Below are 22,987 nucleotides of genomic sequence, written 5' to 3'. Positions count from 1 at the left end.
GTCAATCCGGCGCGGAAATGACCGATTTGGTCGTTTGTCTGCTTTCAGCCCTGTGAAATCTGCGCTAAACGGTCGGCGACCGGATCTTTGCGAGGAATGGCCATGAAAGACCAACGCGATGCGGGCTTCTTCACCGAAAGCCTCTCCAGCCGTGACCCCGAACTCTTCAAGTCGATCACCGATGAACTCGGTCGCCAGCGCGACGAGATCGAACTGATCGCCTCGGAAAACATCGTCTCGAAGGCGGTGATGGAGGCGCAGGGTTCGGTGCTGACGAACAAATACGCCGAAGGGTACCCGGGCAAGCGCTACTATGGCGGCTGCCAATATGTCGACGTCGCGGAGAACCTCGCGATCGACCGCGCCAAGGAACTCTTTGGCTGCGAATTCGCCAACGTCCAGCCGAACTCTGGCAGCCAAGCGAACCAGGGCGTGTTCACCGCGCTCGTGAAGCCGGGCGACACGATCCTCGGCATGAGCCTCGATGCGGGCGGCCACCTGACCCACGGCGCCAAGCCGAACCAGTCGGGCAAGTGGTTCAACGCAGTGCAATACGGCGTGCGCAAGCAAGACAGCCTGCTGGACTACGATCAGGTCCGCGAACTGGCGCTCGCACACAAGCCGAAGCTGATCATTGCGGGCGGCTCGGCCATTCCGCGTCAGATCGATTTCGCCAAGTTCCGCGAGATCGCGGATGAGATCGGCGCGTATCTGATGGTCGACATGGCCCACTTCGCGGGTCTCGTAGCGGGCGGTCAGCACCCCTCGCCCTTCCCCTATGCCGATGTCGCGACCACCACGACGCACAAGACCCTGCGCGGTCCGCGTGGCGGCATGATCCTCACCAATAACGAGGAGATTGCGAAGAAGGTGAACTCGGCGATCTTCCCGGGCATCCAGGGCGGTCCGCTGATGCATGTCATCGCCGGCAAGGCCGTGGCCTTCGGCGAGGCACTGCGCCCCGAGTTCAAGGGCTATGCCGAGCAGGTCGTGAAGAACGCTCAGGCGCTGGCGGACGAGCTGATGAAAGGTGGCCTCGACATCGTCACCGGTGGCACCGACACCCACGTGATGCTGGTCGACCTGCGTCCGAAAGGCGTGAAAGGCAACGCGACCGAGAAGGCTCTGGGCCGCGCGCATATCACCTGCAACAAGAACGGCATCCCGTTCGACCCGGAAAAGCCGATGGTCACCTCGGGCATCCGTCTGGGCACCCCGGCGGGCACCACCCGTGGCTTCGGCGAGGAAGAGTTCCGCGAGATCGCGCGCCTGATCGTCGAAGTGGTCGACGGGCTCGCCGCGAATGGCGAAGAGGGCAATGGCGAGGTCGAAGAGGCCGTGAAAGCCAAGGTCGCGACCCTGCTCAGCGGCTTCCCGATCTACCCCGAACTGTGATCCGGTTCCGAGATTGAATTGAAGGCCCCCGCGATCCGGGGGCCTTTTTCATGTCTGGGGGCGTGACCCGATCAGATCGCCCCGGTCCAGACCATCGCGGCCAGCAAGGTGCCGCCCACGATCACCACGATCACGGCGACCGAACTGGCGAGGCCAAGCGCCGCGGCGCGCAGCCGCTCCGCCGCGCCCAGCGGTTCGAGATAGTCACGACAGGTCGCGAAAGCGCCCTCCACCCGGCGGGCATCCAATTGCCGGGCGATTTTGGGCGCGTGCGCTTTGCGCTCGGCATCTACCAGCACCAGCGCCGCCTTGCGCACCTTGCGCGGCAGCGCCCGGGCCCGCGAGGCGACCCGCGCCTCGAGCGTCGCCCCCTTCGCCCCCAGCCGCTGCGCGAGAAGCCGCGAGACCTGCCCTACCATCTGATTGATCTTTTCCGGCCCCATCCGGCCCTCTCCTTACGCAGCGTTCAGCAATTCCGCACCGGACGCTATCCGCCGCGCGAGATCAGCGCAACTGCGCGCATGGACGCAGATTTTTTCGCATCCGCTCTGGAAGCGCCTCGGGAGGCGATCTAGCTTAGGCGCCATGTTGAACACGACCCCCTACACCTCCGACAGCAATCCCGGCGCGCGACCGCTGATCATCGCCCCCGGTCTTTTCGGATCGGCCCGGAACTGGAACGCGATCGCCAAGCGGCTGAGCGCGGACCGCCCCGTCATCGCGCTCGATATGCGCAATCATGGCGACAGTTTCTGGGACGATGATCACAGCTATCAGGCGATGGCCGACGACATCGCCGAGGTGATCGAGGCGAATGGCGGGGTCGCGGATGTGCTGGGCCATTCGATGGGCGGCAAGGCGGCGATGACCCTCGCCCTGACGCAGCCGCAACTCGTCGCGCATCTCATCGTCGCGGATATCGCGCCTGAGAACTACGATCATGGCGACAACCACAGCGCGCTGATCGAGGCGATGCAGGGGATGGATATCGCCGATCTCACCTCGCGCTCCGCCGCGGATGAGCGGCTGGGAGAGCAGGTCTTCGATCCGGGTACCCGCGCCTTCCTGCTGCAGTCGCTGGTGCTGCGCGACGGCCCGCCGCGCTGGAAGTTCAACCTTGCCGCATTGAAGGCGAATATGGACGACATCCTCGGCTGGCCCGAGGCGCTGGAGGGCAAGCAGTTCGAAGGCGCGACGCTGTTCTTGTCGGGCGCGGACTCGCATTACGTGCGGCCGGAAATGCACGACCGTATCCGCGGTTTCTTCCCGCAGGCGCGTTTCGAGGAAATCGACAACGCGGGGCACTGGCTGCACGCCGAGAAGCCCCGCGAATTCGAAGCCGACGTGGCGCGTTTCCTCAACTCCGCGAGCTGAGGAAACCCCGCCGCTGCGCTCACGCGCCCGGCTTCATCATCCGCCGGATCAGGTGATCGCGCTTGACGTATTGGTGATAGAGCGCGGCCGCCACATGCAGCCCGGCCAGCCACAGCAACAGGGTCGTCAGGATCGAGTGCGTCTCGGCCGCCCATCCAAGCTGCCCGTAATAGGCCACGAGCCCCGCAATCGGGATCGCGAACAGCAGCGCATAAAGGAGCCAATGGACTGCAGCCGCGCCGCGCCGGAAAATGGCGGGATCGTTCTCCGGCGGCTCGGGCGCGCCGTGGCTCGCGCGCAGTATCAGACGCCAGATCGCAAGCACGAGCACCGCGATACCGAGGACGATGTGACCATAGGTCAGCACCCCGGCGCTCGCCGATCCGCTCTCCATGAGGTCGTGGAAGGTGTGCCCCATCGCGTCATTGAACAGATACTGGACGATGAGCAGCAGGACGACGGCCCAGTGGAGCCAAATCTGGGTTTTCGAATAGCCGGGAGCGTAGGACATATTACCTCTTTGAATTGACGAAACGCCGCCGCGCCTCGCCGGACTAGCGCGGCGAAGGCGCAGAGGTTCCGCCCTTCACGAAGTTGGGATTTTCCCGACGCCTGTGCCGCGCCGCGCCGTCAGGCGTTTTCGCGGATCATTTTGGCGATATACCACGCAACTGGCACGGCGACGAGGAACCCGATTACCGCGGAGACGATCATCGCGTTGGTGGTGAACATATTCATCGTCAGCGCGGCAGTGATGAGGATACCCGCGAGGGTCGGTCCGACGAGGGCGTAGATGATACCGAAGAGGCGCATGTCTGATCTCCATTGAGCGGCGCATTTCGGTGGTCAGACTGACTCCGATCACGCGGATGTGACCTTGATCCGCATCAAGTCCGCGCGGTCGCTGCTGCGGCAGGGCGTCGCATCAGCAATCGAGCTGGAAGCGCGCCTCCCCCGTATCGCCGGGCAGCGAGGGTGATCGATAGAGCCCGCCCGCCGGTCCCGCGACCTTGCAGCCCGAAACCTGCTCTGCCGCGCGGATCATCAGGGGCGGCACGCGCCCCCGCTCTGCCCGGCGCAGATAGCCCATGCGCACCACCTCCGCCCGGTCTCCCTTGAGGAAGACGACGAAGTCGATGCCGTCGAGCGTGAGGTCATGCCGCGACGCGCCGAGAAACTGCGGCGCTGGGGAGGCGCAGGCTGCGAGGAGGCAAAGGACAAGGAAAAACGGGGCTTTAGACATTGAAAGGCTCCGGGGAGGGACAACCCGGAGCCTTTCAGAGCTTAATTAACAAGAAGTTAACCAGCTCGGGCGGAGTGTGCGGCCCCCGCGAGGGACAAAGCAGGGGCCGCAAGACCGTTCTGACAGGGATCATGCCTGGCGGGGCGGCCAGAACGGGTCATTCCTTTTTATGCGCCGCTCGGTCCAGAGACCTGCGGGAATTCCTAAGACAATCCCGACGATCACGGCGAACGCGAATTCCTGCCATCCGACAAAGCCGAAAGTCAGAGCTGCGATCACCACGACCCCGGTCACGACGAGGGCCGAGAGGGCGGCGAGGAATAAGCGCAGAGGCTTCTTCATTCGGGCTCTCCCTTATGTGTTCGAGGGCAAAACGCCGCTCCTTGCCTCCAGTTCCACGGAACCGTAAATTTTTTCGTACGTTGGCCGGTGATGGCTTAATAGGAGAGCGAAAGAGATGACGAAATCGGTTCAAATGGCGGCAATGACCGTAATCCTTCTGGGCCTCGCGGCCTGCAACACCGTGCAAGGCGCAGGTCAGGACCTGTCCGTTGCAGGCAACACGATCGCGGGCGAGGCGCGTCAGGCGCGCTAAATTCCAAGCCTGATAGCTAAGCGAAAAAGTCAAAGGCCCCGGAGATTTCCGGGGCCTTTTTCTTACCTCTAACGTCAGGGACGCGCCCGGCTCAGTAATTCACATGAGCGACACGGTCGTTCATCGACTCGCCCGGGTCCGACGACAGCAGGATCTTCGCGCCCGCGACCAGCGCGTTGCCGCTGTCCCAGATCTCGGCCTGATCCGGATCGAAGCGCAGCAGCACCAGTTTGGGGTCGTCCTTGCCCTCATACCAGGCGCCGATGAAGGGGTTCCAAAGCCGCTCCACGGACTCGGGGTCGGTATGTTCGGTCAGACGCCCCGTGACGGTCGCGAAAACCTTGTGGCCCTTATCCGCGAAGGTGAACATCGCCCCCGCACCGGGCGCGAGCCCTTCCATCAATTCCGTGTCGCGCGCGGTGAAGAACCAGACGGGGCCGGGCTTCTCCTCGACGATCGCCGTCATCGGCCGCGGCGCTGCCGTCTCGACGCCCGCGCGCGCCAGCATCACGGTGCGATCCGATGCGAGCGCATCCCAGAAATCTTTCTCGATCTTGGCTTGGTCGGTCATATCGTTTCCTCCTGAAATAGGTCTGGGTGGAGAACGTGGGGGTGGCGCGCCATGTTCCTCAGAAAGGCCGTGACTGACCCGCCCGAAATGAAAAGGCCCGGCGCAATCGCCGGGCCTCTATTCGTCAAATTCGAAGAGGATCACTCATCCATCTTCAGCGCCGCGATAAACGCGCTTTGCGGGATTTCGACCTTCCCGAACTGGCGCATCTTTTTCTTACCGGCCTTCTGCTTCTCCAGCAGCTTCTTTTTCCGGCTCGCGTCGCCGCCGTAGCATTTCGCGGTCACGTCCTTGCGCATCGCCGACAGCGTCTCGCGCGCGATCACGCGACCACCGATGGCGGCCTGGATCGGGATCTTGAACATGTGACGCGGGATCAGGTCCTTGAGCTTCTCGCACATCGCGCGGCCCCGCGCCTCGGCCCGGTCGCGGTGGACCATGATCGAGAGCGCGTCGACCGGCTCGTCATTGACCAGGATTGACATCTTCACGAGGTAGTCCTCGCGATATTCGGTGATCTGGTAGTCGAAGCTGGCATAGCCCTTGGTGACCGATTTCAGGCGGTCGTAGAAGTCGAACACGACCTCGGCGAGCGGCAGGTCATAGACGACCATCGCGCGGCCACCGACATAGGTCAGGTCCTGCTGGATGCCGCGACGGTCCTGACAGAGCTTGAGCACGTCGCCGAGATATTCGTCCGGCACGAGGATCGTCGCCTTGATGCGCGGCTCCTCGATATGATCGACATAGGTCAGGTCGGGCATGTCGGCGGGGTTGTGAAGCTCGATCACCTCCCCGTCCTTCATGTGGATCTTGAAGACCACCGAGGGCGCGGTGGTGATCAGGTCGAGATCGTATTCCCGCTCCAGACGGTCGCGCACCACTTCGAGGTGCAACAGCCCGAGGAAACCACAGCGGAAGCCGAAGCCGAGCGCTGCCGAGGTTTCCATCTCGGCCGAGAAGCTCGCATCGTTCAGCTGCAGTTTCTCGATCGCGTCGCGCAGCGCTTCGAAATCGTTCGCATCGACCGGGAAAAGGCCGCAGAACACCACCGGAATCGAGGGTTTGAAGCCCGGCAGCGCCTTGGCGCAGGGCTTCTTCTCGTGGGTGATCGTGTCGCCGACCTTCGTGTCGCGCACCTGCTTGATCGAAGCGGTGAAGACGCCGATCTCGCCGGGGCCCAGCTCGTCGATATTGACCATCGCGGGTTTCAGAACGGCGAGACGGTCGAGCTTGTAGGTCGCCCCCGTCTTCATCATCTTGATCTGATCGCCCTTCTTGATCACGCCATCCATGACGCGGATCAGAACGACGACGCCCAGATAGGGATCGTACCACGAATCCACCAGCATCGCTTTCAGCGGCGCGTCACGGTCGCCCTGCGGCGCTGGCAGACGCTGCACGATGGCTTCCAGAACGTCCGGGATGCCCAGACCGGTCTTCGCGGAAATCTCGACGGCGTCCGAGGCGTCGATCCCGATCACGTCCTCGATCTGCTCCTTCACGCGCTCGGGCTCTGCCGCGGGCAGGTCGATCTTGTTCAGGACCGGAACGATTTCGTGATCCGCGTCGATCGCCTGATAGACGTTGGCGAGCGTCTGCGCCTCGACGCCCTGCGAGGCATCGACGACCAGCAGCGAGCCTTCGACGGCCTGCATCGAGCGCGAGACTTCATAGGCGAAGTCGACGTGGCCGGGGGTGTCGATCAGGTTCAGCACATAGGTTTTGCCGTCCTTGGCGGGATAGTCGATCCGCACCGAGTTGGCCTTGATCGTGATGCCGCGCTCACGCTCGATATCCATCGCGTCGAGGAGCTGGTCCTTCATATCGCGTTCGGCCACGGTACCGGTCAGCTGAATCAGCCGGTCGGCGAGCGTGGATTTACCGTGGTCGATATGCGCCACGATGGAGAAATTGCGGATGCGATCAAGATCAGTCATGGGCGCGCGTATACAGGGGAAAAAGCGGGCCGGGAAGAGGGATTGAACGCCATCTGCCATTGACCTCGGCCCGGTCGCGTCCGACATATCCCTGAGACACGAAACACGGGAGACGCAAGATGATCTATTCCGTTCCGAACATGACCTGCGGGCACTGCAAAGCCTCGGTCGAGGCTGCGATCGAAGAGGTCGGCGGCAAGGCCGATGTCTATCTGGAAGATCGCGAGGTCGAAGTGGAAGGGCTGCCCGAATCCACCGTGATCAGCGCTCTGAAAGGCGCAGGCTATGAGGCCACCCCGGTCGAAGAGTGATCTGGAGGGCTGACGCCATCCAGATGTAGTGGGCCCGTGCACGCGCAACGCGATGACTAGAAAACGGGTTCCCTCCCCTGCCCCGAACCGGCGGAATCCTGCCTGTTTTGTTGCCCGCTTTTTGAATTTGAGTTAGAATCGCGGACAAATGAGCAGGCAGGATCGGCAAACACATGCCGGCCGCAACGACAAAGGGGCAGTAGATGATTTTCAAGACCACACTCGGACTCTGCGCGTTCTCGGGCGCCATGGCGCTTGCTTCGATGGCTTCGGCCGGGCCGATCGACAACGCGTGTCAGAAAGCGGGCCGCGCCAGCAATCCCGGCACCTGCGGCTGCATCCAGCAAGTCGCGGACATGACGCTGAGCCATCGCGACCAGCGCCGCGCCGCAAGCTTCTTCCACGATCCCGACCGCGCGCAGGAAGTGCGCATGTCCGACCGCCAGTCGGATTCGGACTTCTGGGACCGCTACAAGAATTTCGCCGCGACGGCGGAAGGCTTCTGCAAGTAAGCGCCTGATCGGCGGCGCGCGGTCTACTGCCCGCGCCGCTTTTCTTCTTCGTCGGCCAGCAGGTCGGCGATCAACTGATCCGCGCCCGCCTCGATCAGATCGAGGGCTCCATCGAAATTGCGGGTGAAATAGGGATCGGGCACATCGCGCGGCCCCTCCGGCCCGTCGATGAACATCTGCACCTGTGCGCGCATCTCGCGCGGCGCCCCGTCAAGCGCATCGCGCAGGTTATTCTCATCCATCGCCAGGATCACATCGAACCCGTCGTAATCGGCGGGCTGGATTTGCCGTGCGCGCAGGCTGCGCATGTCGTAGCCGCGCGCTTCCGCCGCCGCGATCATCGGATCGTAGGGCGGCTCTCCGAGATGCCAGGTGCCGGTGCCTGCACTGTCGAACTCGATATCGAGCCCGGCTGCAGCGGCCTTGTGACGGGTCACCGCTTCGGCGGCGGGCGAGCGGCAGATATTGCCAAGGCAGAGAAAGAGGATACGCATAGGGTGAAGTGATAACGGAGGGCGCAGCGATGGCCAAGGTCGTGATTCTGACGGGCGCGGGAATTTCTGCCGAAAGCGGCATCCGCACGTTTCGCGCAAGCGACGGCCTGTGGGAAGAACACCGCATCATGGACGTGGCAACGCCCGAGGGCTTCGCGCGCGACCCCGCGCTGGTGCACCGCTTCTACAACGCGCGCCGGGCGGCGGCGCGCGCGGCCCAGCCGAACCCCGCCCATCTCGCGCTGGCCGAGCTGGAGGCCGCTCCGGGCCACGAGGTTCTGGTGGTGACGCAGAATGTCGATGACCTGCACGAGCGCGCCGGGTCTCAGAACGTGATCCACATGCACGGCTCGCTCTTCGGCGCGCTGTGCCACGCCTGCGACCATCGCTGGCCCGCGCCCGAGGCGATGCAGCCGCATGACACCTGCCCCGAGTGCGGGCGCAAAGCCACGCGACCCGACATCGTCTGGTTCAACGAGATGCCCTATCAGATGGATCGGATCATCCGCGAGCTGGAAGCCGCGGATCTGTTCGTCTCGATCGGCACCAGCGGCAATGTCTACCCGGCGGCGGGCTTCGTACAGGACGCCGCGATGTGCGGGGTGGAGACGCTGGAGCTGAACCTCGACCCCTCGGCGGGCAGCACGATGTTCGACACATCGCGCCAAGGCCCGGCAAGCGTGCTGGTCCCTCAATGGGTGCGCGAGCGGCTGGGGTCGCGGTGAGAGGAACGGCGGGGCGGCAGACCGCCCTGCCCTCCCGTCAGTAGCTGTATTCGGCGTAGATCTTGCTCAGATCGCCATTCCACTCGCCGTGATATTTCTCGAGAAGCTCGTCGGCAGGCACGCGGCCCGTCTCGACGCTCTCTTCCAGCGCATTGAGGAAATGGGTCTCGTCGGGGATCATCCCGCCCGCGCCGGGCTTCGCCCGCGCCGCCAGACCGGACTTCGCGATCGCCACCGTCTCGCGTGCGAGGTCGTGCAGCTTCACGCCGTTGAACTCGCCCTGCAGCGCATCGACCGCCGCCGCGCGGCGCAGACCTTCGCGGGTCTCGTGGTCGAAGCCCTTCACCAGATCCCATGCCGCATCCAGCGCGGTCTGGTCGTAAAGCAGACCGACCCACAGTGCGGGCAGCGCGCACAGACGCCGCCACGGCCCGCCATCGGCGCCGCGCATCTCGATGAATTTCTTCGCGCGTGCCTCGGGGAAGACGGTCGTCAGGTGATCGGCCCAGTCGCTCAGCGTCGGCTTCTCGCCGGGCAGCGCGGGCAGTTCGCCCTTCAGGAAGTCGCGGAAGGACTGGCCCAGAGCGTCGATATATTTGCCGTCGCGATAGACGAAATACATCGGCACATCGAGGACGTAGTTCACGTATGCCTCGTAGCCCGCGCCCTCTTCGAACATGAAGGGCAGCATGCCCGTGCGCGCGTCGTCGAGGTTCTGCCAGATATGGCTGCGCCAGGACTTCATGCCGTTGGGTTTGCCGTCGAGGAAGGGCGAATTGGCGAAGAGAGCCGTCGCGACCGGCTGCAGCGCCAGCGCCACGCGCATCTTCTGCACCATGTCGGCTTCCGAACCGAAGTCGAGGTTCACCTGCACGGTGCAGGTGCGATACATCATCTGCGTGCCCAGCTCGCCCACGCGGCCCATGTAATCGGTCATCAGCCGATAGCGCCCCTTGGGCATCATGTGCATCTGGTCTTGCGTCCAGATCGGGGCCGCGCCCAGACCGATGAACTTCACACCGATATCGTCGGCGACCGACTGCACTTCGCGCAGGTGTTCGTTCACCTCGTCGCAGGTCTGGTGGATCGTCTCGAGCGGCGCGCCCGACAGTTCCAGCTGACCGCCCGGCTCGAGGCTGACATTCGCGCCGTTCAGCTCCAGCCCGATGATCTTGCCCTGCTCTTCCACCGGCTTCCAGCCGAAGCGGTCGCGCAGACCTTCCAGCATCGCCTTGATCGACCGCGGGCCGTCATAGGGCAGCGGCAATTGCTTGTCCGCGCAATAGCCGAATTTTTCATGCTCGGTGCCGATGCGCCAGTCGTCGCGCGGCTTCTCACCTTCGGCCAGATATTCGGCCAGTTGCTCGAAGCGCTCGATCGGGCCACCGCCCTGCTGCGGAATGGACATGTCTTTTCTCGCGTCGCTTTATGGAGCGCCACAGGTGGCGCGGGGGTTGGCTCAAGTCAAGCGTGAAACCTGTTTGCGGGTCCAGAGGCTCTGTGCGGCAGACTTTTGGTCAAGCGCGGCAGAGATCTTCCCCATGTCGATCCCCGGCAGGCTCGCGAAGGCATCGTAGAGCGCATCCGCCCCCGCCGCATCGAGCGGGATCAGCAGCGCCTCGCCCGAGAGGCTGCGCAGCCGCCAATATTGCTGGCCCTGCAGCGTCAGCAGACGGATTTCCGCCAGTTCGCGCAGCGGCAATTCGCCGCCCATCCCGAGGGCCGAGACATTGCTGCCCGGCCCCGCAATGGCGCGCGCCCGGCTGGCCGCGAAGTAGGAGATACGGCCCTCGTCGATCTCGACCAGACCCGGCGCATTTGTTTCACGCGCAAAGCGCAACCGACGCCAGCCGATCAGCGCCCAGCCGAGCCCGAGCGCCACGGCGACCAGTCCCAGCGGCATCAGGATCAATCCGCCGAGCCAGATCAACCACGCGCCGAACGCCACCACGACGCCCGCGGCGATCACCTCGCCCCAGCGTTTGAAACCTTCTGCGACCTCGGGACGGATCACCGCCAGTCTCCCAGCGCCGATTGCCACAATGTGATCGCCGCGCAGACCGCCGTATCGGCGCGCAGGATGCGCGGACCAAGGCTGACCGGAGTGACGAAATCGAGACTGCGGAGCCTCTCGCGCTCGGCCTCCGAGAACCCGCCTTCGGGACCGATCAGGATCGCCCAAGGGCCGGGCTGCAGCCCCGCGAGCGTCTCTGCGGGACCGACCAAAGCCTCGTCGGCCCAGAGGATACGACGGCTCGGATCCCAGCCATCCAGCAGCTTCTTGAGCCCCTGCAAATCCTCGACCGGGGGCACATAGGTGCCCATACATTGCTCCGCCGCTTCCTTGGCATGGGCCTGCAAGCGGTCCTGCCGGATGCGCGCGGAATTGGTGAACTCGGTCTGCACCGGCAAGACCTGAGCGCAGCCCAGTTCGGTCGCCTTCTCGACGATGAAATCGGTGCGCTCTTTCTTGATCGGCGCGAAGATCAGCCAGAGATCGGGCGGCGCGAGCTGAGGCGCGGCCTGCTCGACGCAGGCCAGAATACCGCGCTTCTTGTGGGCCTCGACGACCTCCGCCGTCCACTCGCCATCGCGCCCGTTGAACAGCGCCACACGGGCGTTCACGGCCAGCCGCATCACCGCAAAGAGGTAATGCGCTTCGTCCTGAGTCAGAGGCACGGCTTGCCCCGCGCCCAGCGGGTGCTCTACACAGAGCCTGATCTTGGCACGTTCCATGAGGCGGACTGTATGAGCGGAAAAACCGAAACGCCAGAGGCGGCAAACGCGAGCACGGGCGAGACCCCGAACGACGTGAACGGCACGGTCGCGGATGCCTATCGCGGCAACTGGGTCGACCGGCTGGCTCCGGCATGGACGCGGCCCTACCTGCGGCTGAGCCGCGCCGACCGGCCTATCGGGACATGGCTGCTGCTGCTGCCCTGCTACTGGTCGATCGCGCTGGCGGCGTCCTCGACAGGTGGCTTCATCTGGTGGGATTTGTGGCTGGCGGTCGGCGCTTCCATCGGGGCCTTCCTGATGCGCGGCGCGGGCTGCACATGGAACGACATCACCGACCGCGACATCGATGCGGGCGTGGCCCGCACCCGCTCGCGGCCGATCCCCTCGGGGCAGGTCTCGACAAAACAGGCGCTGGGCTGGGCGGTGATCCAGTCGCTGATCTCCTTCGCGATCCTGCTGACCTTCAACACGCCCGCGATCATCCTCGGGATCGTCTCGCTCGGGCCGGTCGCGATCTATCCCTTCGCCAAGCGCTTCACCTGGTGGCCGCAGATCTTCCTCGGGATCGCGTTCAACTGGGGCGCGCTGCTGCTATGGGTCGCGCATACCGGCAGCCTCAGCTGGCCGCCCGTCGTGCTTTACTTCGCGGGCATGGCCTGGACGCTGTTCTACGACACGATCTATGCGCATCAGGACAAAGAAGACGACGCGCTGATCGGGGTGAAATCCACCGCGCGACTCTTTGGCGACGACAGCGCGAAATGGCTCGGCGGCTTCCTGATGACTTCTGTTGCGCTGATGACCATCGCGGTGATGGGCGCGCTCATCCCCGGCGCGTCGCCGCTGCGTCTCGCGCTCTCCCTGCTCGCGCCCTGGGCGATGGGGTGGCACATGCTCTGGCAGATGCGCCAGCTCGATATCGACGACCCGGACACCTGCCTGAAACTGTTCCGCGCGAACCGCGATACCGGCCTCATCGCTGCGCTGTTTCTCGCCGTTGGCGCAATCGTGTAACGGCGTTTCGATTGATCCCCGCGCCCCTGCGCCTTAAGGAAACGGGATAAAGATTCCCTGGGGGAGGGCCTGAGACCGATGCGCAGCCGCGCCACCTTGTTGACGATCGCCGCCTTTGTCCTCGCACTCGTCGTCTCCGCAGTCATTGCGGGCGGCGCTGCGACCGTTGTCGAGAAATCCACGAAACAAGAAGTACGCGTCGCGATGGAGGCGCAGGGCTACGGCTGGATGCGGATCCATACCGACGGGCTGCAAGTCCTCCTCTCCGGCACCGCCCCGACCGAGGCCGAGCGGTTCCGCGCGGTCTCGGAGGTCGACAAATACGTCGATAGCTCGCGGGTCGTCGACAATACCGACACGCAGATCACCAAGCCGATCACGCCCCCCGCCTTCTCGCTGGAGATGCTGCGCAACGAGAACGGCATCTCGCTGATCGGGCTGGTGCCCTCCTCGGTCGACCGCGATGCGATCGTCGAGAAACTCTCGAAAGTCGCGGGCGAGGATGGCGTCACCGACATGCTGGAGAGCGCCGATTACCCGGTGCCCGGCGGCTGGGACGAGGCGATGCAATTCGCGATGACCACGATCGAGACGCTGCCGCGCTCTAAGATTTCGGTCACCGCCGGCAAGGTCTCGGTTCAGGCGATCACCGACAGCCCCTCCGAGAAAGGCCGGGTGGAAACATCGCTCGCACGCCGCCGCCCCACCGATCTCAAGCTCAGCTTCGACATCTCCGCGCCGCGCCCCGTGATCACCCCCTTCACCCTGCGCTTCCTCATCGACGACGAGGAAGGCCCGCATTTCGACGCCTGCTCCGCCGATAACGAGCGCGCGCGCGACCGCATCCTGACTGCCGCCCGCGCGACAGGCGCGAAAGGCACGCTGACCTGCACCATCGGCATGGGCACCCCGTCGCCTGATTGGTCCAAGGCCGCGCAGATGGCGATCAAGGCGGTCGGCGATCTCGGCGCAGGCTCGGTGACCTTCTCGGATGCCGATATCGCACTCGATGCCCCCTCGACCGTCGATCAGCAGAAATTCGACGATGTCGTGGGCGAGCTGGAATCGAACCTGCCTGGAGTGTTCTCGCTCAAGGCCAAGCGCGAACCGGCCCCCGATGCGAAAGCCGCCGAGGCCAGCTTCACCGCGACCCGCGATGGCGACGGCCATGTCGAGCTCAAGGGCCGCGTGACCGATGCGCGCGAACGCCAGACCATCGAAAGCTACGCCCGCGCCAAGCTCGGCCACGACAATGTCCACGGCGCGACCCGCGTCGACAAAGAGCTTCCCGCCGGTTGGCCGGTGCGCACGCTGGCCGCGCTCGACGCGCTCTCGGTGCTCCATGACGGCAAGGTCACGGTCACCCGCGACGGCATCTCGGTCAACGGCATCTCGGGCGATCCGCAGGCTTCCGACACGATCTCGCGCATCCTGACCAGCCAGCTTGGCGAAGACGCGCAGATCGACCTGAGCGTGAAATACGACAAGCGCCTCGATGAGCAGCTGGCCCTGCCGACCGGCAAGGAATGCGTCGCGCGCCTCAATGAGACGCTGCAGAAGAAGAAGGTCGATTTCGATCCGGGTTCGGCGCAGGTCGCCTCGGAAAGCCTGGACGCGCTCGACGCTTTGGCGAAATCGATGAAGAACTGCACCGATTTCAAGATGGAAGTGGCCGGCTACACCGACAATCAGGGCCGCGAGGAAATGAACCTGCAGCTGTCGCAACAGCGCGCGCAGGCGGTGATCCGCGGGCTTCTCGACCGTGGCGTGCTGATCGGCAATCTCGAAGCGAAAGGCTATGGCGAAGCTCAGCCGATCGCCTCGAACGACACCGAGGCAGGCCGCGAGAAGAACCGTCGGATCGAATTCGTGCTGCTGGACGAGGCGCCGGTGGGCGACGACGCGCTGCCCGATGCCACCGCAGATGCGACGGGCGCCGCAGAAGACGGCGAGCCGCATTGGAACGGCGCCGTGACCGACGACGGTGCGCCCGCCACCGAAGACGGCGCGCAAAGCGAAAACGGCGATGGGGACACCGCCGCAGAACCGGGGGAAAACACCCCGCAAGAAGAAGAAATTCCGGTCGAGACGCCCGGCGATGAAACGCCGCGCCCGCAATCCCGGCCGGAGGACCTGTCGAAGGGCTGAAGGGACGTCATATGAACAGAACCGAATTCATCATCGCCACAGCGATCATCCTTTTCGTGGCTTTCGCTCTCGGCTGGTTCGCGAGCTGGTTGATCCACCGCCTCACCCGCGTGAGCCAAGCCGATATGGGCGAGCTGGAGCAGATGGCGCAGGCGTTGCATGAAGCCGAAGAGACCCGCGATCAGGCGCTCGTCTATGTCGAGCAACGCGAGGCGGAACTGGCCAATCAGCTCAGCCAGACCGAGGCGGAACTGCGCGCGGCGATGGATGGTCTGCGCGACGCCCGCCACGAGGCCGAAGAACTGCGCGCCTATATCGAGCGCTCGAAAGAGGCCTGAGCCATCGCCGCGCCGCGCTCGCCGAGGGCGCGGCATCGTGGCCACGCCCGGCGAAACTCGGGCATCTCGCGCTTTGGCCCGCCTGTCGAAAGTGGTATCGCCCTCTCTGTCCGCCCCGCGCGGCAGTCCCGCCAGCCAATAGGTGCGCCATGCTCCAGACCCTTCCCGTGATGCGCGTCCCCACAGGCACGCCCGCATGAGCGCCGACCCGATGCCCCGAGCCGCAGGCCACGCCCTTCCCGATGCGATCTGGCCGCTGAGCATCGTCGCCTATTTCGTCTTCCAAACCTTCTACCGCACCGCCTTGGGCGGCGCGCTCGGGCTCGACGATGCGCAGATGATCTTCGATGCGCGCAGCTTCGCGTGGGGCTACGGCCCGCAACTGCCGCTCTTCGCATGGCTGCAACATCTGGTCTTCATGGTGACCGGGCCGACGATGTTCGGCCTCGCGCTTTTGAAAAATACCCTGCTCTGCGGCACGGTCCTGACCTGCTACGGGCTGATGCGCACACGGCTCGATCCGCGCCGGGCATGGGTCGCGACGCTGGGCCTCGTGCTGCTGCCGCAAATCGCTTGGGAAAGCCAGCGCGCCCTGACACATTCCGTCCTCGCGACCTTCTCGGCGGCGCTGTGCTTTGCCACGATCTGGTGGATCGCGCGCCGCCCCAGCCTTGCGGGCTTCGTGACGCTCGGGCTGGTGCTGGGCATGGGGCTGCTGTCGAAATACAACTTCGTTCTGCTGCCGATTTCGACGACTCTCGCGCTGATCGGCTTTCCGGAGCTCCGCGCGTCCTTCCGCGACCGTCGCCTGTTCCTGTCCCTGCTGATCGCCGCCGCGATTGCGCTGCCGCCCTATGTCTGGATCCTGAACCACCCCGAGATCGCCTTCGCCTCGGCAAAGAAATTCGACGCCGCCGAAGACGTCTCGCTGGGCGCGCGGCTTGTCGGTCCGGTTCTCGCAACCGGCCAAGGCATCTTGAATTTCCTCGCCTTGCCGCTGCTGGTCGGCGGGCTGCTCTACTGGCGCTACCGGGAGAGCAAACCCGACGCCCCGCAACCGCTGCTGCGGCTGATGCTGCGCGTGATGGTGATCGGCCTCGTGCTGCTGCTGCTCGGTGCGCTCGCGGTCGGAGCGGGGCAGATCAAGGATCGCTGGCTGCAACCGCTGCTGTTCCTCGCGGGCCCCGCGCTTGGCCTTTGGCTCCTGCCCCGGCTCAGTGCGACCGGGCTGCGGCGGCTGCAGCAGGTCTATGCAGTGCTGCTCGTGCTGGTGACGATCGCGCTGCCGATCCATTTCTTCCAGGGCAAGAGCCGCAATGCCGCCCCCTTCGAGACGCTGGTGCCGCAGCTGGTGGCCGCCGTTGGCGCGGATGCGACCCTGATCGCGCCGCAATGGGAAGGCGCGAATATCCTCTATCGCGCGCCCCGGATGACGGTTCTGAATGCCAGTTCGGACTTTACGAAACCTCTGCCCGACGGCCCGGCCTTCGTGATCTGGGACGGCACGAATGCGGCAACCGGCGCGGGCCTTCTGCGCGCGACTTACCCGGATCATCCCGACTGGACCACCGGAGAGGTGCAGCAGCTCGCGGCCCCCTACCCCTTCGCGGACGGGAAAAACTTCACCCTCTCCTTCGCGCCGGTCGTGAAGCCCGGCGATCAGCCCCGCTGAGGGGCGCGGATCTCCGGCAAGGCCGCTTTCACCAGCGGGTGCAGGTCCAGCTTGTCAGCCGCCGCGAGGAACGTGTCGCGCATCGTGGGCGCCCAGTTGGCATTGATGTGATCGGCGACGGCATGCGCCTGATCGCCGGGCTGGCTCTCGAAGAACTGTGCGATCTGATTGGCCATCCCGGCGAGTTTCTCAGGCTTCATGCGGTGGCCTCCTGCGGCGCGGTGTAAAGCGCGAGGCCCCGGCCTGCGCGCGCGATAACGGTAAGGCCCGCGTCCCGTGCCTCGCTCACCGCAAGCGCGGTCGGGGCGGAGGGGCCGACGATCACCGGGATACGTAGCGTCGCCACCTTCTGGATCAGATCGACCGAGAGCCGCGAGGTCATCACCAGTGCGCCGCCTGCGGGGTCGATCCCCTGCCGGATCAGCGCCCCGATCAGCTTGTCGAGCGCGTTGTGCCGCCCGACATCCTCGCGCGTCAGCACGATCCCCTTGCCCGGCTGCCAGAAGCTCGACGCATGGGCGGCGCGGGTCTCGTCCTGCAGCGGCTGGTGGTCGCGCAGGGTCTCGAGCGCCTCCGTGGCCTGCTCCGGCGTCATCGTGAAACGCGGCGGTGCGACCGGCGGAAGCTTGCGCCGCGCCTCTTCCAACTGCTCGATCCCGCAGAGCCCGCAGCCCACCGGCCCCATCGTGGCGCGGCGGCGTTCGGCAAAGCGCGCGCCCGCAGGCGCGGCCAGCCAGTTGCGCGCCTCGATCCCGGCCTCGGTCACTTCCAGCTCCTGCCGGGTGATCTCGGATGCGTCCGCGATCAGCCCTTCGGAGAGCGCGAAGCCCAGAGCGAAATCCTCCAGATCGGCGGGGCTGGCCATCATCACCGCCTGCGTCACCCCGTCAAAGGACAGCGCCACCGGCACTTCCTCGGCGAGCCGCTGCACCGCGCCGCTGGGCATGTCCCAATCGGTTGCCGTCATTCAGCCGCCTCGACGCGGCGTGTCAGCTTGGTCTGTGCCGTGTAAAGCTCCTGCCAGTCCGAGGGCCCGTTCGACAGCCCCACCTGCACCGCCGTCACCTTGTATTCCGGGCAGTTCGTCGCCCAGTCGGAATTGTCGGTGGTGACCACATTGGCCTGCGTGTCGGGGTGGTGGAAGGTCGTGTAGACGACGCCGGGCGAGACCCGATCCGTGATCGTCGCGCGCAAGGACGTCTCGCCCGCCCGGCTCGCCAGACGCACCCAATCGCCGTCGCGGATACCGCGAGTCTCGGCGTCATGCGGATGGATTTCCAGCCGGTCCTCGGCATGCCAGACGGAGTTCTCGGTCCGCCGCGTCTGCGCGCCCACGTTATATTGCGACAGGATGCGCCCCGTCGTCAGCAGCAGCGGGAAGCGCGGTCCGGTGCGTTCCTCGGTCGCGACATAGGCGGTGCGGATGAAACGCCCCGAGCCACGCACGAAGCCATCCTCATGCATCACCGGCGAGCCTTGCGGGTGCGTGTCATCACAGGGCCACTGCACCGAACCCATCTGGTCGATCAGATCGTAGGTGACGCCCGCGAAGGCCGGCGTCGTACGCGCGATCTCGTCCATGATCTCGGACGGGTGGGTATAGCTCCACCCCGCGCCCAGCGCATTGGCCAGCGCCTGCGTCGCCTCCCAATCGGCCAGCCCGGCCTTGGGTGCCATCACCTTGCGCACCGGATTGATCCGGCGCTCGGCATTGGTGAAGGTCCCGTCCTTCTCGAGGAAGGTCGAGCCCGGCAGGAAGACATGGGCGTAGCGCGCGGTCTCGTTCAGGAACAGGTCATGCACGATCACGCAGTCCATCGCCGCGAGGCCCGCGGCCACGTGATGAGTATCGGGATCGGATTGCAGGATGTCTTCGCCCTGAATGTAGATCGCCTTGAAATCCCCCGCGACGGCGGCGTCGAGCATGTTCGGGATGCGCAGCCCCGGCTCGGGGTCGAGCGTGACGCCCCATTCCACCTCGAACCCGTGGCGCGCGGTATCGTCCGCCACATGGCGATAGCCCGGCAATTCATGCGGGAACGAGCCCATATCGCAGGAGCCCTGCACGTTGTTCTGCCCGCGCAGCGGGTTCACGCCCACGCCGGGACGCCCGATATTGCCAGTCATCATCGCGAGGTTGGCGATCGCGATCACGGTGGTCGAGCCCTGCGAATGCTCGGTCACGCCCAGCCCGTAATAGATCGCCCCGTTCGGCGCGGCGGCATAGGTACGCGCGGCTTGGCGCAGCGCCTCGGGCGCGACACCTGTCAGCTCTTCGACGGCTTCCGGCGAGTGGGCCGGATCGGCGGCGAATTCGGCATAATCCGACCACTCGTCCCAATCGCAGCGCTCGCGGATGAAGGCCTCGTCGAACAGCCCTTCCGTCACGATCACATGGGCCATCGCGGTCAGCACCGCGACATTGGTGCCCGGACGCAGCGGCAGGTGATGCCCCTCGCCCATATGCGGGGTCTCCAGCAGGTCGATCCGGCGCGGGTCGACCACGATCAGCTTCGCCCCCTGCCGCAGCCGCTTGCGCAGCCGCGAGCCGAAGACCGGGTGCCCGTCGGTCGGGTTCGCCCCGATCACGACGGCGCAATCCACCTGCTCCACAGAGTCGAAATCCTGCGTGCCAGCCGAGGTCCCAAAAGTCTGCTTCAGCCCGTAGCCGGTCGGCGAATGGCAGACGCGGGCACAGGTGTCGGTGTTATTCGTCCCCATCACCGCGCGGGCGAGTTTCTGCACGAGGAAGGTTTCCTCGTTCGTGCAGCGCGAGGAGGTGATGACACCGACGGAATCCTTGCCGTGTTTGGCCTGCGCCGCCTTGATCCCCTTTGCCGCGAAGTCCAGCGCCTCTTCCCACGACACTTCGCGCCACGCATCGGTGATGCTGTCGCGGATCATCGGGTTGAGGATGCGGTCGCCGTGGTTCGCATAGCCCCAGGCGAAGCGGCCCTTCACGCAGCTATGGCCGCGGTTCGCCTTGCCCTCTTTCCACGGCACCATGCGCACCAGCTGGTCGCCACGCATCTGCGCCTCGAAGGAGCAACCCACGCCGCAATAGGCGCAGGTCGTGACCACCGAATGCTCCGGCACGCCGATCTCGTCGACGGTCTTCTCCTGCAGGGTCGCGGTCGGGCAGGCCTGCACGCAGGCGCCGCAGCTGACGCAATCCGAGTTCAGGAAATCCTCCGTCCCGGTGGAGATGCGGGCATCGAAGCCGCGCCCGTCCACGGTCAGCGCGAAAGTGCCCTGCACCTCTTCGCAGGCGCGCACGCAGCGCATGCAGACGATGCATTTCGACGGGTCGTAGAAGAAATACGGATTGGAATCGTCGCGCGGGATGTAAAGCGGATTGGCCCCCTCCGCCGCGCGCGTCTCGACATGGTTCTGGCCCGGCGCATAGCGCACGTCGCGCAGGCCCACGGCCCCTGCCATGTCTTGCAATTCGCAATCGCCATTCGCCGCGCAGGTCAGGCAATCCAGCGGGTGATCGGAGATATAGAGCTCCATCACCCCGCGCCGCAGCCGCGCAAGCTGATCGGTCTGGGTCTTCACGACCATGCCCTCGCGCACCGGGGTCGTGCAGGACGCAGGCGTGCCGCGCATCCCTTCGATCTCGACCACGCACAGGCGGCACGAGCCGTAGGCATCCAGCATATCGGTCGCACACAGCTTCGGCACGGTGATCCCGGCTTCGGCGGCGGCGCGCATCACGGAGGTGCCCTCGGGCACGCTCACATCCATGCCGTCGATCACCAGCGTCACAGGCGGGCCCGATTTTTCAGGCGTGCCCATATCGGAGAGTTTCGGCCCGTGCACTCCGTCGGGGATGATGAAATCCTTCATGCCGCAGCCTCCTGTGAGAGCGAGAATTCTTGCGGGAAGAGCCGGATCGCCGAGCGCACCGGGTAAGGCGTAAAGCCCCCCATCGCGCAGAGCGAGCCCTTCTCCATCACTTCGCATAGCTCGTGCAGCAGCTCGATCGCCGCCGGATCGCCCGCCGCCACGCGGTCGAGCGTCTCGATACCGCGCACCGCGCCGATCCGGCAGGGCGTGCATTTCCCGCAGCTCTCGATGGCGCAGAACTCCATCGCGTAGCGGGCGAGCGCGAGCATGTCGGCGCTGTCGTCATGCACCACGAACCCGGCATGCCCCACCAGCCCGCCCTGATCGGCAAAGGCCTCGTAGCAGACCGGCAGATCGAAATCATCGGGCCCGTGATAAGCGCCCAGCGGTCCGCCGACCTGTACCGCCTTGAACGGACGCCCCGAGGCGGTGCCGCCGCCGATCTCGTTGACCAGCGTGCCGAGCGACATCCCGAAACCGGTCTCGAACAGCCCGCCATGTTTGACATTGCCCGCGATCTGGATCGGGATCGTCCCGCGCGAGCGACCCAGCCCGAATTCGGCATAGGCTGCACCACCGTGGACCAAGATCCACGGCACAGCCGCGAGCGAGAGTACGTTGTTCACGACCGTAGGCCTGCCGAATGCGCCTTCCAGCGCGGGCAGCGGCGGCTTGGCGCGGACCATCCCGCGCTTGCCTTCGAGCGAATTCAGGAGCGAAGTTTCCTCGCCGCAGATATAGGCGCCCGCGCCGACACGAACCTCGAGATCGAAGGCCGGTCCCTGCCCCATCAGCCTGTCGCCGATAATCCCACTCGTGCGCGCCGCCTTGATCGCCGCATTCAACGTACGGATCGCGTGCGGATATTCCGAGCGGACATAGATGAAGCCCTTGGTCGCGCCGACCGCGAGCCCGGCAATTGCCATGCCCTCGATCAGGCAGTAGGGATCGCCCTCCATCAGCATCCGGTCCGCGAAAGAGCCGCTATCGCCCTCATCCGCGTTGCAGACGATGTATTTCTGCGGCGCCTCGGCCCCGGCGACGGTCTTCCACTTGATACCCGTCGGGAAGCCCGCACCGCCACGACCGCGCAGACCCGAGGTCGTGACCTCTTCGATGGTCTGCGCGCCGCCCAGTTCCAGCGCGCGTTTGAGACCCTGCCAGCCCTCGTCCGCCTCGTAATCGGCAAGCGAGAGCGGATCGGTGCGCCCGCAGCGCGCGAAGGTCAGACGGGTCTGTTTTGCGAAAAAGGGGATTTCCTCGACCGGGCCGAGCGCCTTCGGGTGATCGCCGTCTTCGAACAGCGCCGGCACGTCCTCGGGCACCATCGGGCCGAAGCCGTGGCGCACACCGTCGCGCTCGATCTCGACCAGCGGCTCAAGCCAGATCATCCCGCGCGTGCCGTTGCGGATGATCTCGACGCTCTCGCCGCGCAGGCCAGCCGCCGAAGCAATTGCGGCGGCGACCTCGTCGGCTCCACAGGCTAGGGCGGCGGCATCGCAGGGAACCCAAATCTTCATGCCGAGACCTCCCCGACCAGAGCCTCGATCCGTTCGGCACTTGCACGACCGACCAGCTGATCGCCCACCATCGCGGCGGGCGCGCAGGCACACAGCCCGAGGCAATAGACCGCCTCAAGGGTCACATCGCCCTTCGTTTCCCCGACTTTCATGCCCAGCGCCCGCTCCAGCCGCGCGATCATCTCGGTCCCGCCCATCGACTGGCACGCCTCGGCGCGGCACAGCTTGATCACATGCTTGCCCGCGGGCGCATCGCGGAAGTCGTGATAGAAGGAGACGACGCCCGCCACCTCGGCCCGGCTCAGCCGCAAAGCATCGGCGATCGGCTGGTAGCAATCGGCGGGCACGCAGTCGTAAGCGGCCTGCACATCGTGAAGAATGGGCAGCAGCGCACCTTCGCGCCCCGCATGATCCGCCAGAATCACGGCGAGCCTGTCGTCTTCGGTCATATCCATCCTCCCGGCCCCGATGATGGGGCGAGCATGCCCCGGCCAGCAAGTCACGACTGGTTCAATCGCGAACAGGCGCGGACAGGAACCGTCATCGC

Annotated in this window: 26 protein-coding genes; 10 read left to right on the top strand and 16 right to left on the bottom strand. The window is 65.3% G+C overall.

The annotated features are described in order from the left end of the window. Window positions 1–102 precede the first annotated feature (102 nt). Window positions 103–1,395, top strand: coding sequence for a serine hydroxymethyltransferase (gene glyA / locus ACZ7GB_RS05920; protein ID WP_098411994.1), 1,293 nt, complete (start codon window positions 103–105; stop codon window positions 1,393–1,395). 71 nt (window positions 1,396–1,466) lie between these two features. Here the strand turns inward: glyA and ACZ7GB_RS05915 are convergent, their stop codons facing one another. Further along, entirely contained in the window at window positions 1,467–1,838 is a 372-nt protein-coding gene (locus ACZ7GB_RS05915) for a hypothetical protein (protein ID WP_472157961.1), read from the bottom strand. 142 nt (window positions 1,839–1,980) lie between these two features. Here ACZ7GB_RS05915 and ACZ7GB_RS05910 point away from each other — a divergent pair, with 142 nt between their 5' ends. After that, window positions 1,981–2,769: an alpha/beta fold hydrolase gene (locus tag ACZ7GB_RS05910; RefSeq protein WP_472157960.1), complete on the top strand. Its 789-nt coding sequence runs from the start codon at window positions 1,981–1,983 to the stop codon at window positions 2,767–2,769. A gap of 19 nt (window positions 2,770–2,788) precedes the next feature. Here ACZ7GB_RS05910 and ACZ7GB_RS05905 read toward each other — a convergent pair whose 3' ends face one another. The 4 genes from ACZ7GB_RS05905 to ACZ7GB_RS05890 form a co-directional block, all read right to left on the bottom strand. Further along, on the bottom strand, window positions 2,789–3,280 hold the full coding sequence (locus tag ACZ7GB_RS05905) for a cytochrome b (RefSeq protein ID WP_472157959.1): 492 nt from the start codon (window positions 3,278–3,280) through the stop codon (window positions 2,789–2,791). A 119-nt stretch (window positions 3,281–3,399) separates the two neighbouring features. After that, window positions 3,400–3,582 carry a hypothetical protein gene (locus ACZ7GB_RS05900; protein WP_078522498.1) on the bottom strand — a complete coding sequence of 61 codons (183 nt, stop codon included), beginning with the start codon at window positions 3,580–3,582 and terminating at the stop codon, window positions 3,400–3,402. A gap of 112 nt (window positions 3,583–3,694) precedes the next feature. Further along, a complete protein-coding gene (locus ACZ7GB_RS05895) occupies window positions 3,695–4,012 on the bottom strand; it encodes a hypothetical protein (RefSeq protein WP_472157958.1) in 318 nt (105 codons plus the stop codon). Between the two features lie 129 nt (window positions 4,013–4,141). Next, window positions 4,142–4,354: a hypothetical protein gene (locus tag ACZ7GB_RS05890; protein ID WP_078549035.1), complete on the bottom strand. Its 213-nt coding sequence runs from the start codon at window positions 4,352–4,354 to the stop codon at window positions 4,142–4,144. Between the two features lie 115 nt (window positions 4,355–4,469). Between ACZ7GB_RS05890 and ACZ7GB_RS05885 the strand changes: the two genes are divergently transcribed. After that, window positions 4,470–4,607 carry an entericidin A/B family lipoprotein gene (locus ACZ7GB_RS05885; protein WP_108722389.1) on the top strand — a complete coding sequence of 46 codons (138 nt, stop codon included), beginning with the start codon at window positions 4,470–4,472 and terminating at the stop codon, window positions 4,605–4,607. A 91-nt stretch (window positions 4,608–4,698) separates the two neighbouring features. Here the strand turns inward: ACZ7GB_RS05885 and ACZ7GB_RS05880 are convergent, their stop codons facing one another. Both ACZ7GB_RS05880 and lepA read right to left on the bottom strand, forming a co-directional pair. Beyond that, window positions 4,699–5,178: a pyridoxamine 5'-phosphate oxidase family protein gene (locus ACZ7GB_RS05880; protein ID WP_472157957.1), complete on the bottom strand. Its 480-nt coding sequence runs from the start codon at window positions 5,176–5,178 to the stop codon at window positions 4,699–4,701. Window positions 5,179–5,318: 140 nt separating this feature from the next. Further along, window positions 5,319–7,118 (bottom strand): translation elongation factor 4, encoded by a 1,800-nt coding sequence (lepA, locus tag ACZ7GB_RS05875; RefSeq protein ID WP_078522493.1) that lies wholly within the window; start codon window positions 7,116–7,118, stop codon window positions 5,319–5,321. A gap of 119 nt (window positions 7,119–7,237) precedes the next feature. On the opposite strand from lepA, the gene ACZ7GB_RS05870 reads away from it, so the two are divergent. Both ACZ7GB_RS05870 and ACZ7GB_RS05865 read left to right on the top strand, forming a co-directional pair. After that, entirely contained in the window at window positions 7,238–7,429 is a 192-nt protein-coding gene (locus tag ACZ7GB_RS05870; RefSeq protein ID WP_075773932.1) for a heavy-metal-associated domain-containing protein, read from the top strand. 203 nt (window positions 7,430–7,632) lie between these two features. After that, window positions 7,633–7,941, top strand: coding sequence for a hypothetical protein (locus tag ACZ7GB_RS05865; RefSeq protein WP_078522492.1), 309 nt, complete (start codon window positions 7,633–7,635; stop codon window positions 7,939–7,941). 23 nt (window positions 7,942–7,964) lie between these two features. On the opposite strand, the gene ACZ7GB_RS05860 is transcribed toward ACZ7GB_RS05865, so the two are convergent. Beyond that, complete coding sequence (locus tag ACZ7GB_RS05860; RefSeq protein ID WP_078542237.1) at window positions 7,965–8,435, bottom strand: low molecular weight protein-tyrosine-phosphatase; 471 nt, start codon at window positions 8,433–8,435, stop codon at window positions 7,965–7,967. Between the two features lie 29 nt (window positions 8,436–8,464). Here ACZ7GB_RS05860 and ACZ7GB_RS05855 point away from each other — a divergent pair, with 29 nt between their 5' ends. Then, window positions 8,465–9,160 carry an NAD-dependent deacylase gene (locus ACZ7GB_RS05855; protein ID WP_472157956.1) on the top strand — a complete coding sequence of 232 codons (696 nt, stop codon included), beginning with the start codon at window positions 8,465–8,467 and terminating at the stop codon, window positions 9,158–9,160. A gap of 37 nt (window positions 9,161–9,197) precedes the next feature. Here the strand turns inward: ACZ7GB_RS05855 and ACZ7GB_RS05850 are convergent, their stop codons facing one another. From ACZ7GB_RS05850 to ACZ7GB_RS05840, 3 genes are read right to left on the bottom strand one after another with little or no spacing between them, the layout of a single operon-like run. Beyond that, window positions 9,198–10,568, bottom strand: a complete 1,371-nt coding sequence (locus ACZ7GB_RS05850) for a glutamate--cysteine ligase (RefSeq protein ID WP_078522489.1) — start codon at window positions 10,566–10,568, stop codon at window positions 9,198–9,200. A 51-nt stretch (window positions 10,569–10,619) separates the two neighbouring features. Continuing rightward, on the bottom strand, window positions 10,620–11,174 hold the full coding sequence (locus ACZ7GB_RS05845; protein ID WP_472157955.1) for a hypothetical protein: 555 nt from the start codon (window positions 11,172–11,174) through the stop codon (window positions 10,620–10,622). Continuing rightward, entirely contained in the window at window positions 11,171–11,896 is a 726-nt protein-coding gene (locus ACZ7GB_RS05840; protein WP_472157954.1) for a 16S rRNA (uracil(1498)-N(3))-methyltransferase, read from the bottom strand. Before ACZ7GB_RS05840 ends, ACZ7GB_RS05845 begins: the two co-directional genes overlap by 4 nt. 12 nt (window positions 11,897–11,908) lie before the next feature. Between ACZ7GB_RS05840 and ubiA the strand changes: the two genes are divergently transcribed. From ubiA to ACZ7GB_RS05820, 4 genes are all read left to right on the top strand, one after another. Continuing rightward, window positions 11,909–12,913: a 4-hydroxybenzoate octaprenyltransferase gene (ubiA, locus tag ACZ7GB_RS05835; RefSeq protein WP_472157953.1), complete on the top strand. Its 1,005-nt coding sequence runs from the start codon at window positions 11,909–11,911 to the stop codon at window positions 12,911–12,913. Between the two features lie 78 nt (window positions 12,914–12,991). Then, window positions 12,992–15,061: an OmpA family protein gene (locus ACZ7GB_RS05830; protein WP_472157952.1), complete on the top strand. Its 2,070-nt coding sequence runs from the start codon at window positions 12,992–12,994 to the stop codon at window positions 15,059–15,061. An 11-nt stretch (window positions 15,062–15,072) separates the two neighbouring features. Continuing rightward, on the top strand, window positions 15,073–15,399 hold the full coding sequence (locus tag ACZ7GB_RS05825) for a hypothetical protein (RefSeq protein WP_078522484.1): 327 nt from the start codon (window positions 15,073–15,075) through the stop codon (window positions 15,397–15,399). Between the two features lie 211 nt (window positions 15,400–15,610). Further along, window positions 15,611–17,071: an ArnT family glycosyltransferase gene (locus ACZ7GB_RS05820; protein ID WP_472157951.1), complete on the top strand. Its 1,461-nt coding sequence runs from the start codon at window positions 15,611–15,613 to the stop codon at window positions 17,069–17,071. Here ACZ7GB_RS05820 and ACZ7GB_RS05815 read toward each other — a convergent pair. From ACZ7GB_RS05815 to ACZ7GB_RS05795, 5 genes are read right to left on the bottom strand one after another with little or no spacing between them, the layout of a single operon-like run. Further along, window positions 17,059–17,271 carry a formate dehydrogenase subunit delta gene (locus tag ACZ7GB_RS05815; protein WP_078569797.1) on the bottom strand — a complete coding sequence of 71 codons (213 nt, stop codon included), beginning with the start codon at window positions 17,269–17,271 and terminating at the stop codon, window positions 17,059–17,061. The two genes, ACZ7GB_RS05820 and ACZ7GB_RS05815, sit on opposite strands and share 13 nt — an antisense overlap. Next, a complete protein-coding gene (gene fdhD / locus ACZ7GB_RS05810; RefSeq protein WP_472157950.1) occupies window positions 17,268–18,038 on the bottom strand; it encodes a formate dehydrogenase accessory sulfurtransferase FdhD in 771 nt (256 codons plus the stop codon). Before fdhD ends, ACZ7GB_RS05815 begins: the two co-directional genes overlap by 4 nt. Then, the gene (fdhF, locus tag ACZ7GB_RS05805) at window positions 18,035–20,920 is read right to left on the bottom strand and encodes a formate dehydrogenase subunit alpha (RefSeq protein ID WP_472157949.1); all 2,886 of its coding nucleotides are present in this window, start codon (window positions 20,918–20,920) and stop codon (window positions 18,035–18,037) included. The genes fdhD and fdhF overlap by 4 nt, the downstream gene beginning before the upstream one ends. Beyond that, a complete protein-coding gene (locus ACZ7GB_RS05800) occupies window positions 20,917–22,440 on the bottom strand; it encodes a formate dehydrogenase beta subunit (protein WP_472157948.1) in 1,524 nt (507 codons plus the stop codon). The genes fdhF and ACZ7GB_RS05800 overlap by 4 nt, the downstream gene beginning before the upstream one ends. Next, window positions 22,437–22,889 carry a formate dehydrogenase subunit gamma gene (locus tag ACZ7GB_RS05795; RefSeq protein WP_472157947.1) on the bottom strand — a complete coding sequence of 151 codons (453 nt, stop codon included), beginning with the start codon at window positions 22,887–22,889 and terminating at the stop codon, window positions 22,437–22,439. The genes ACZ7GB_RS05800 and ACZ7GB_RS05795 overlap by 4 nt, the downstream gene beginning before the upstream one ends. Window positions 22,890–22,987 lie beyond the last annotated feature (98 nt).

This window comes from Thioclava sp. PTB-PU3-1, from assembly GCF_055666785.1.
The sequence above is the reverse complement of the archived record's forward strand: the minus strand, read 5'-3'. Positions and strand labels throughout refer to the sequence as shown.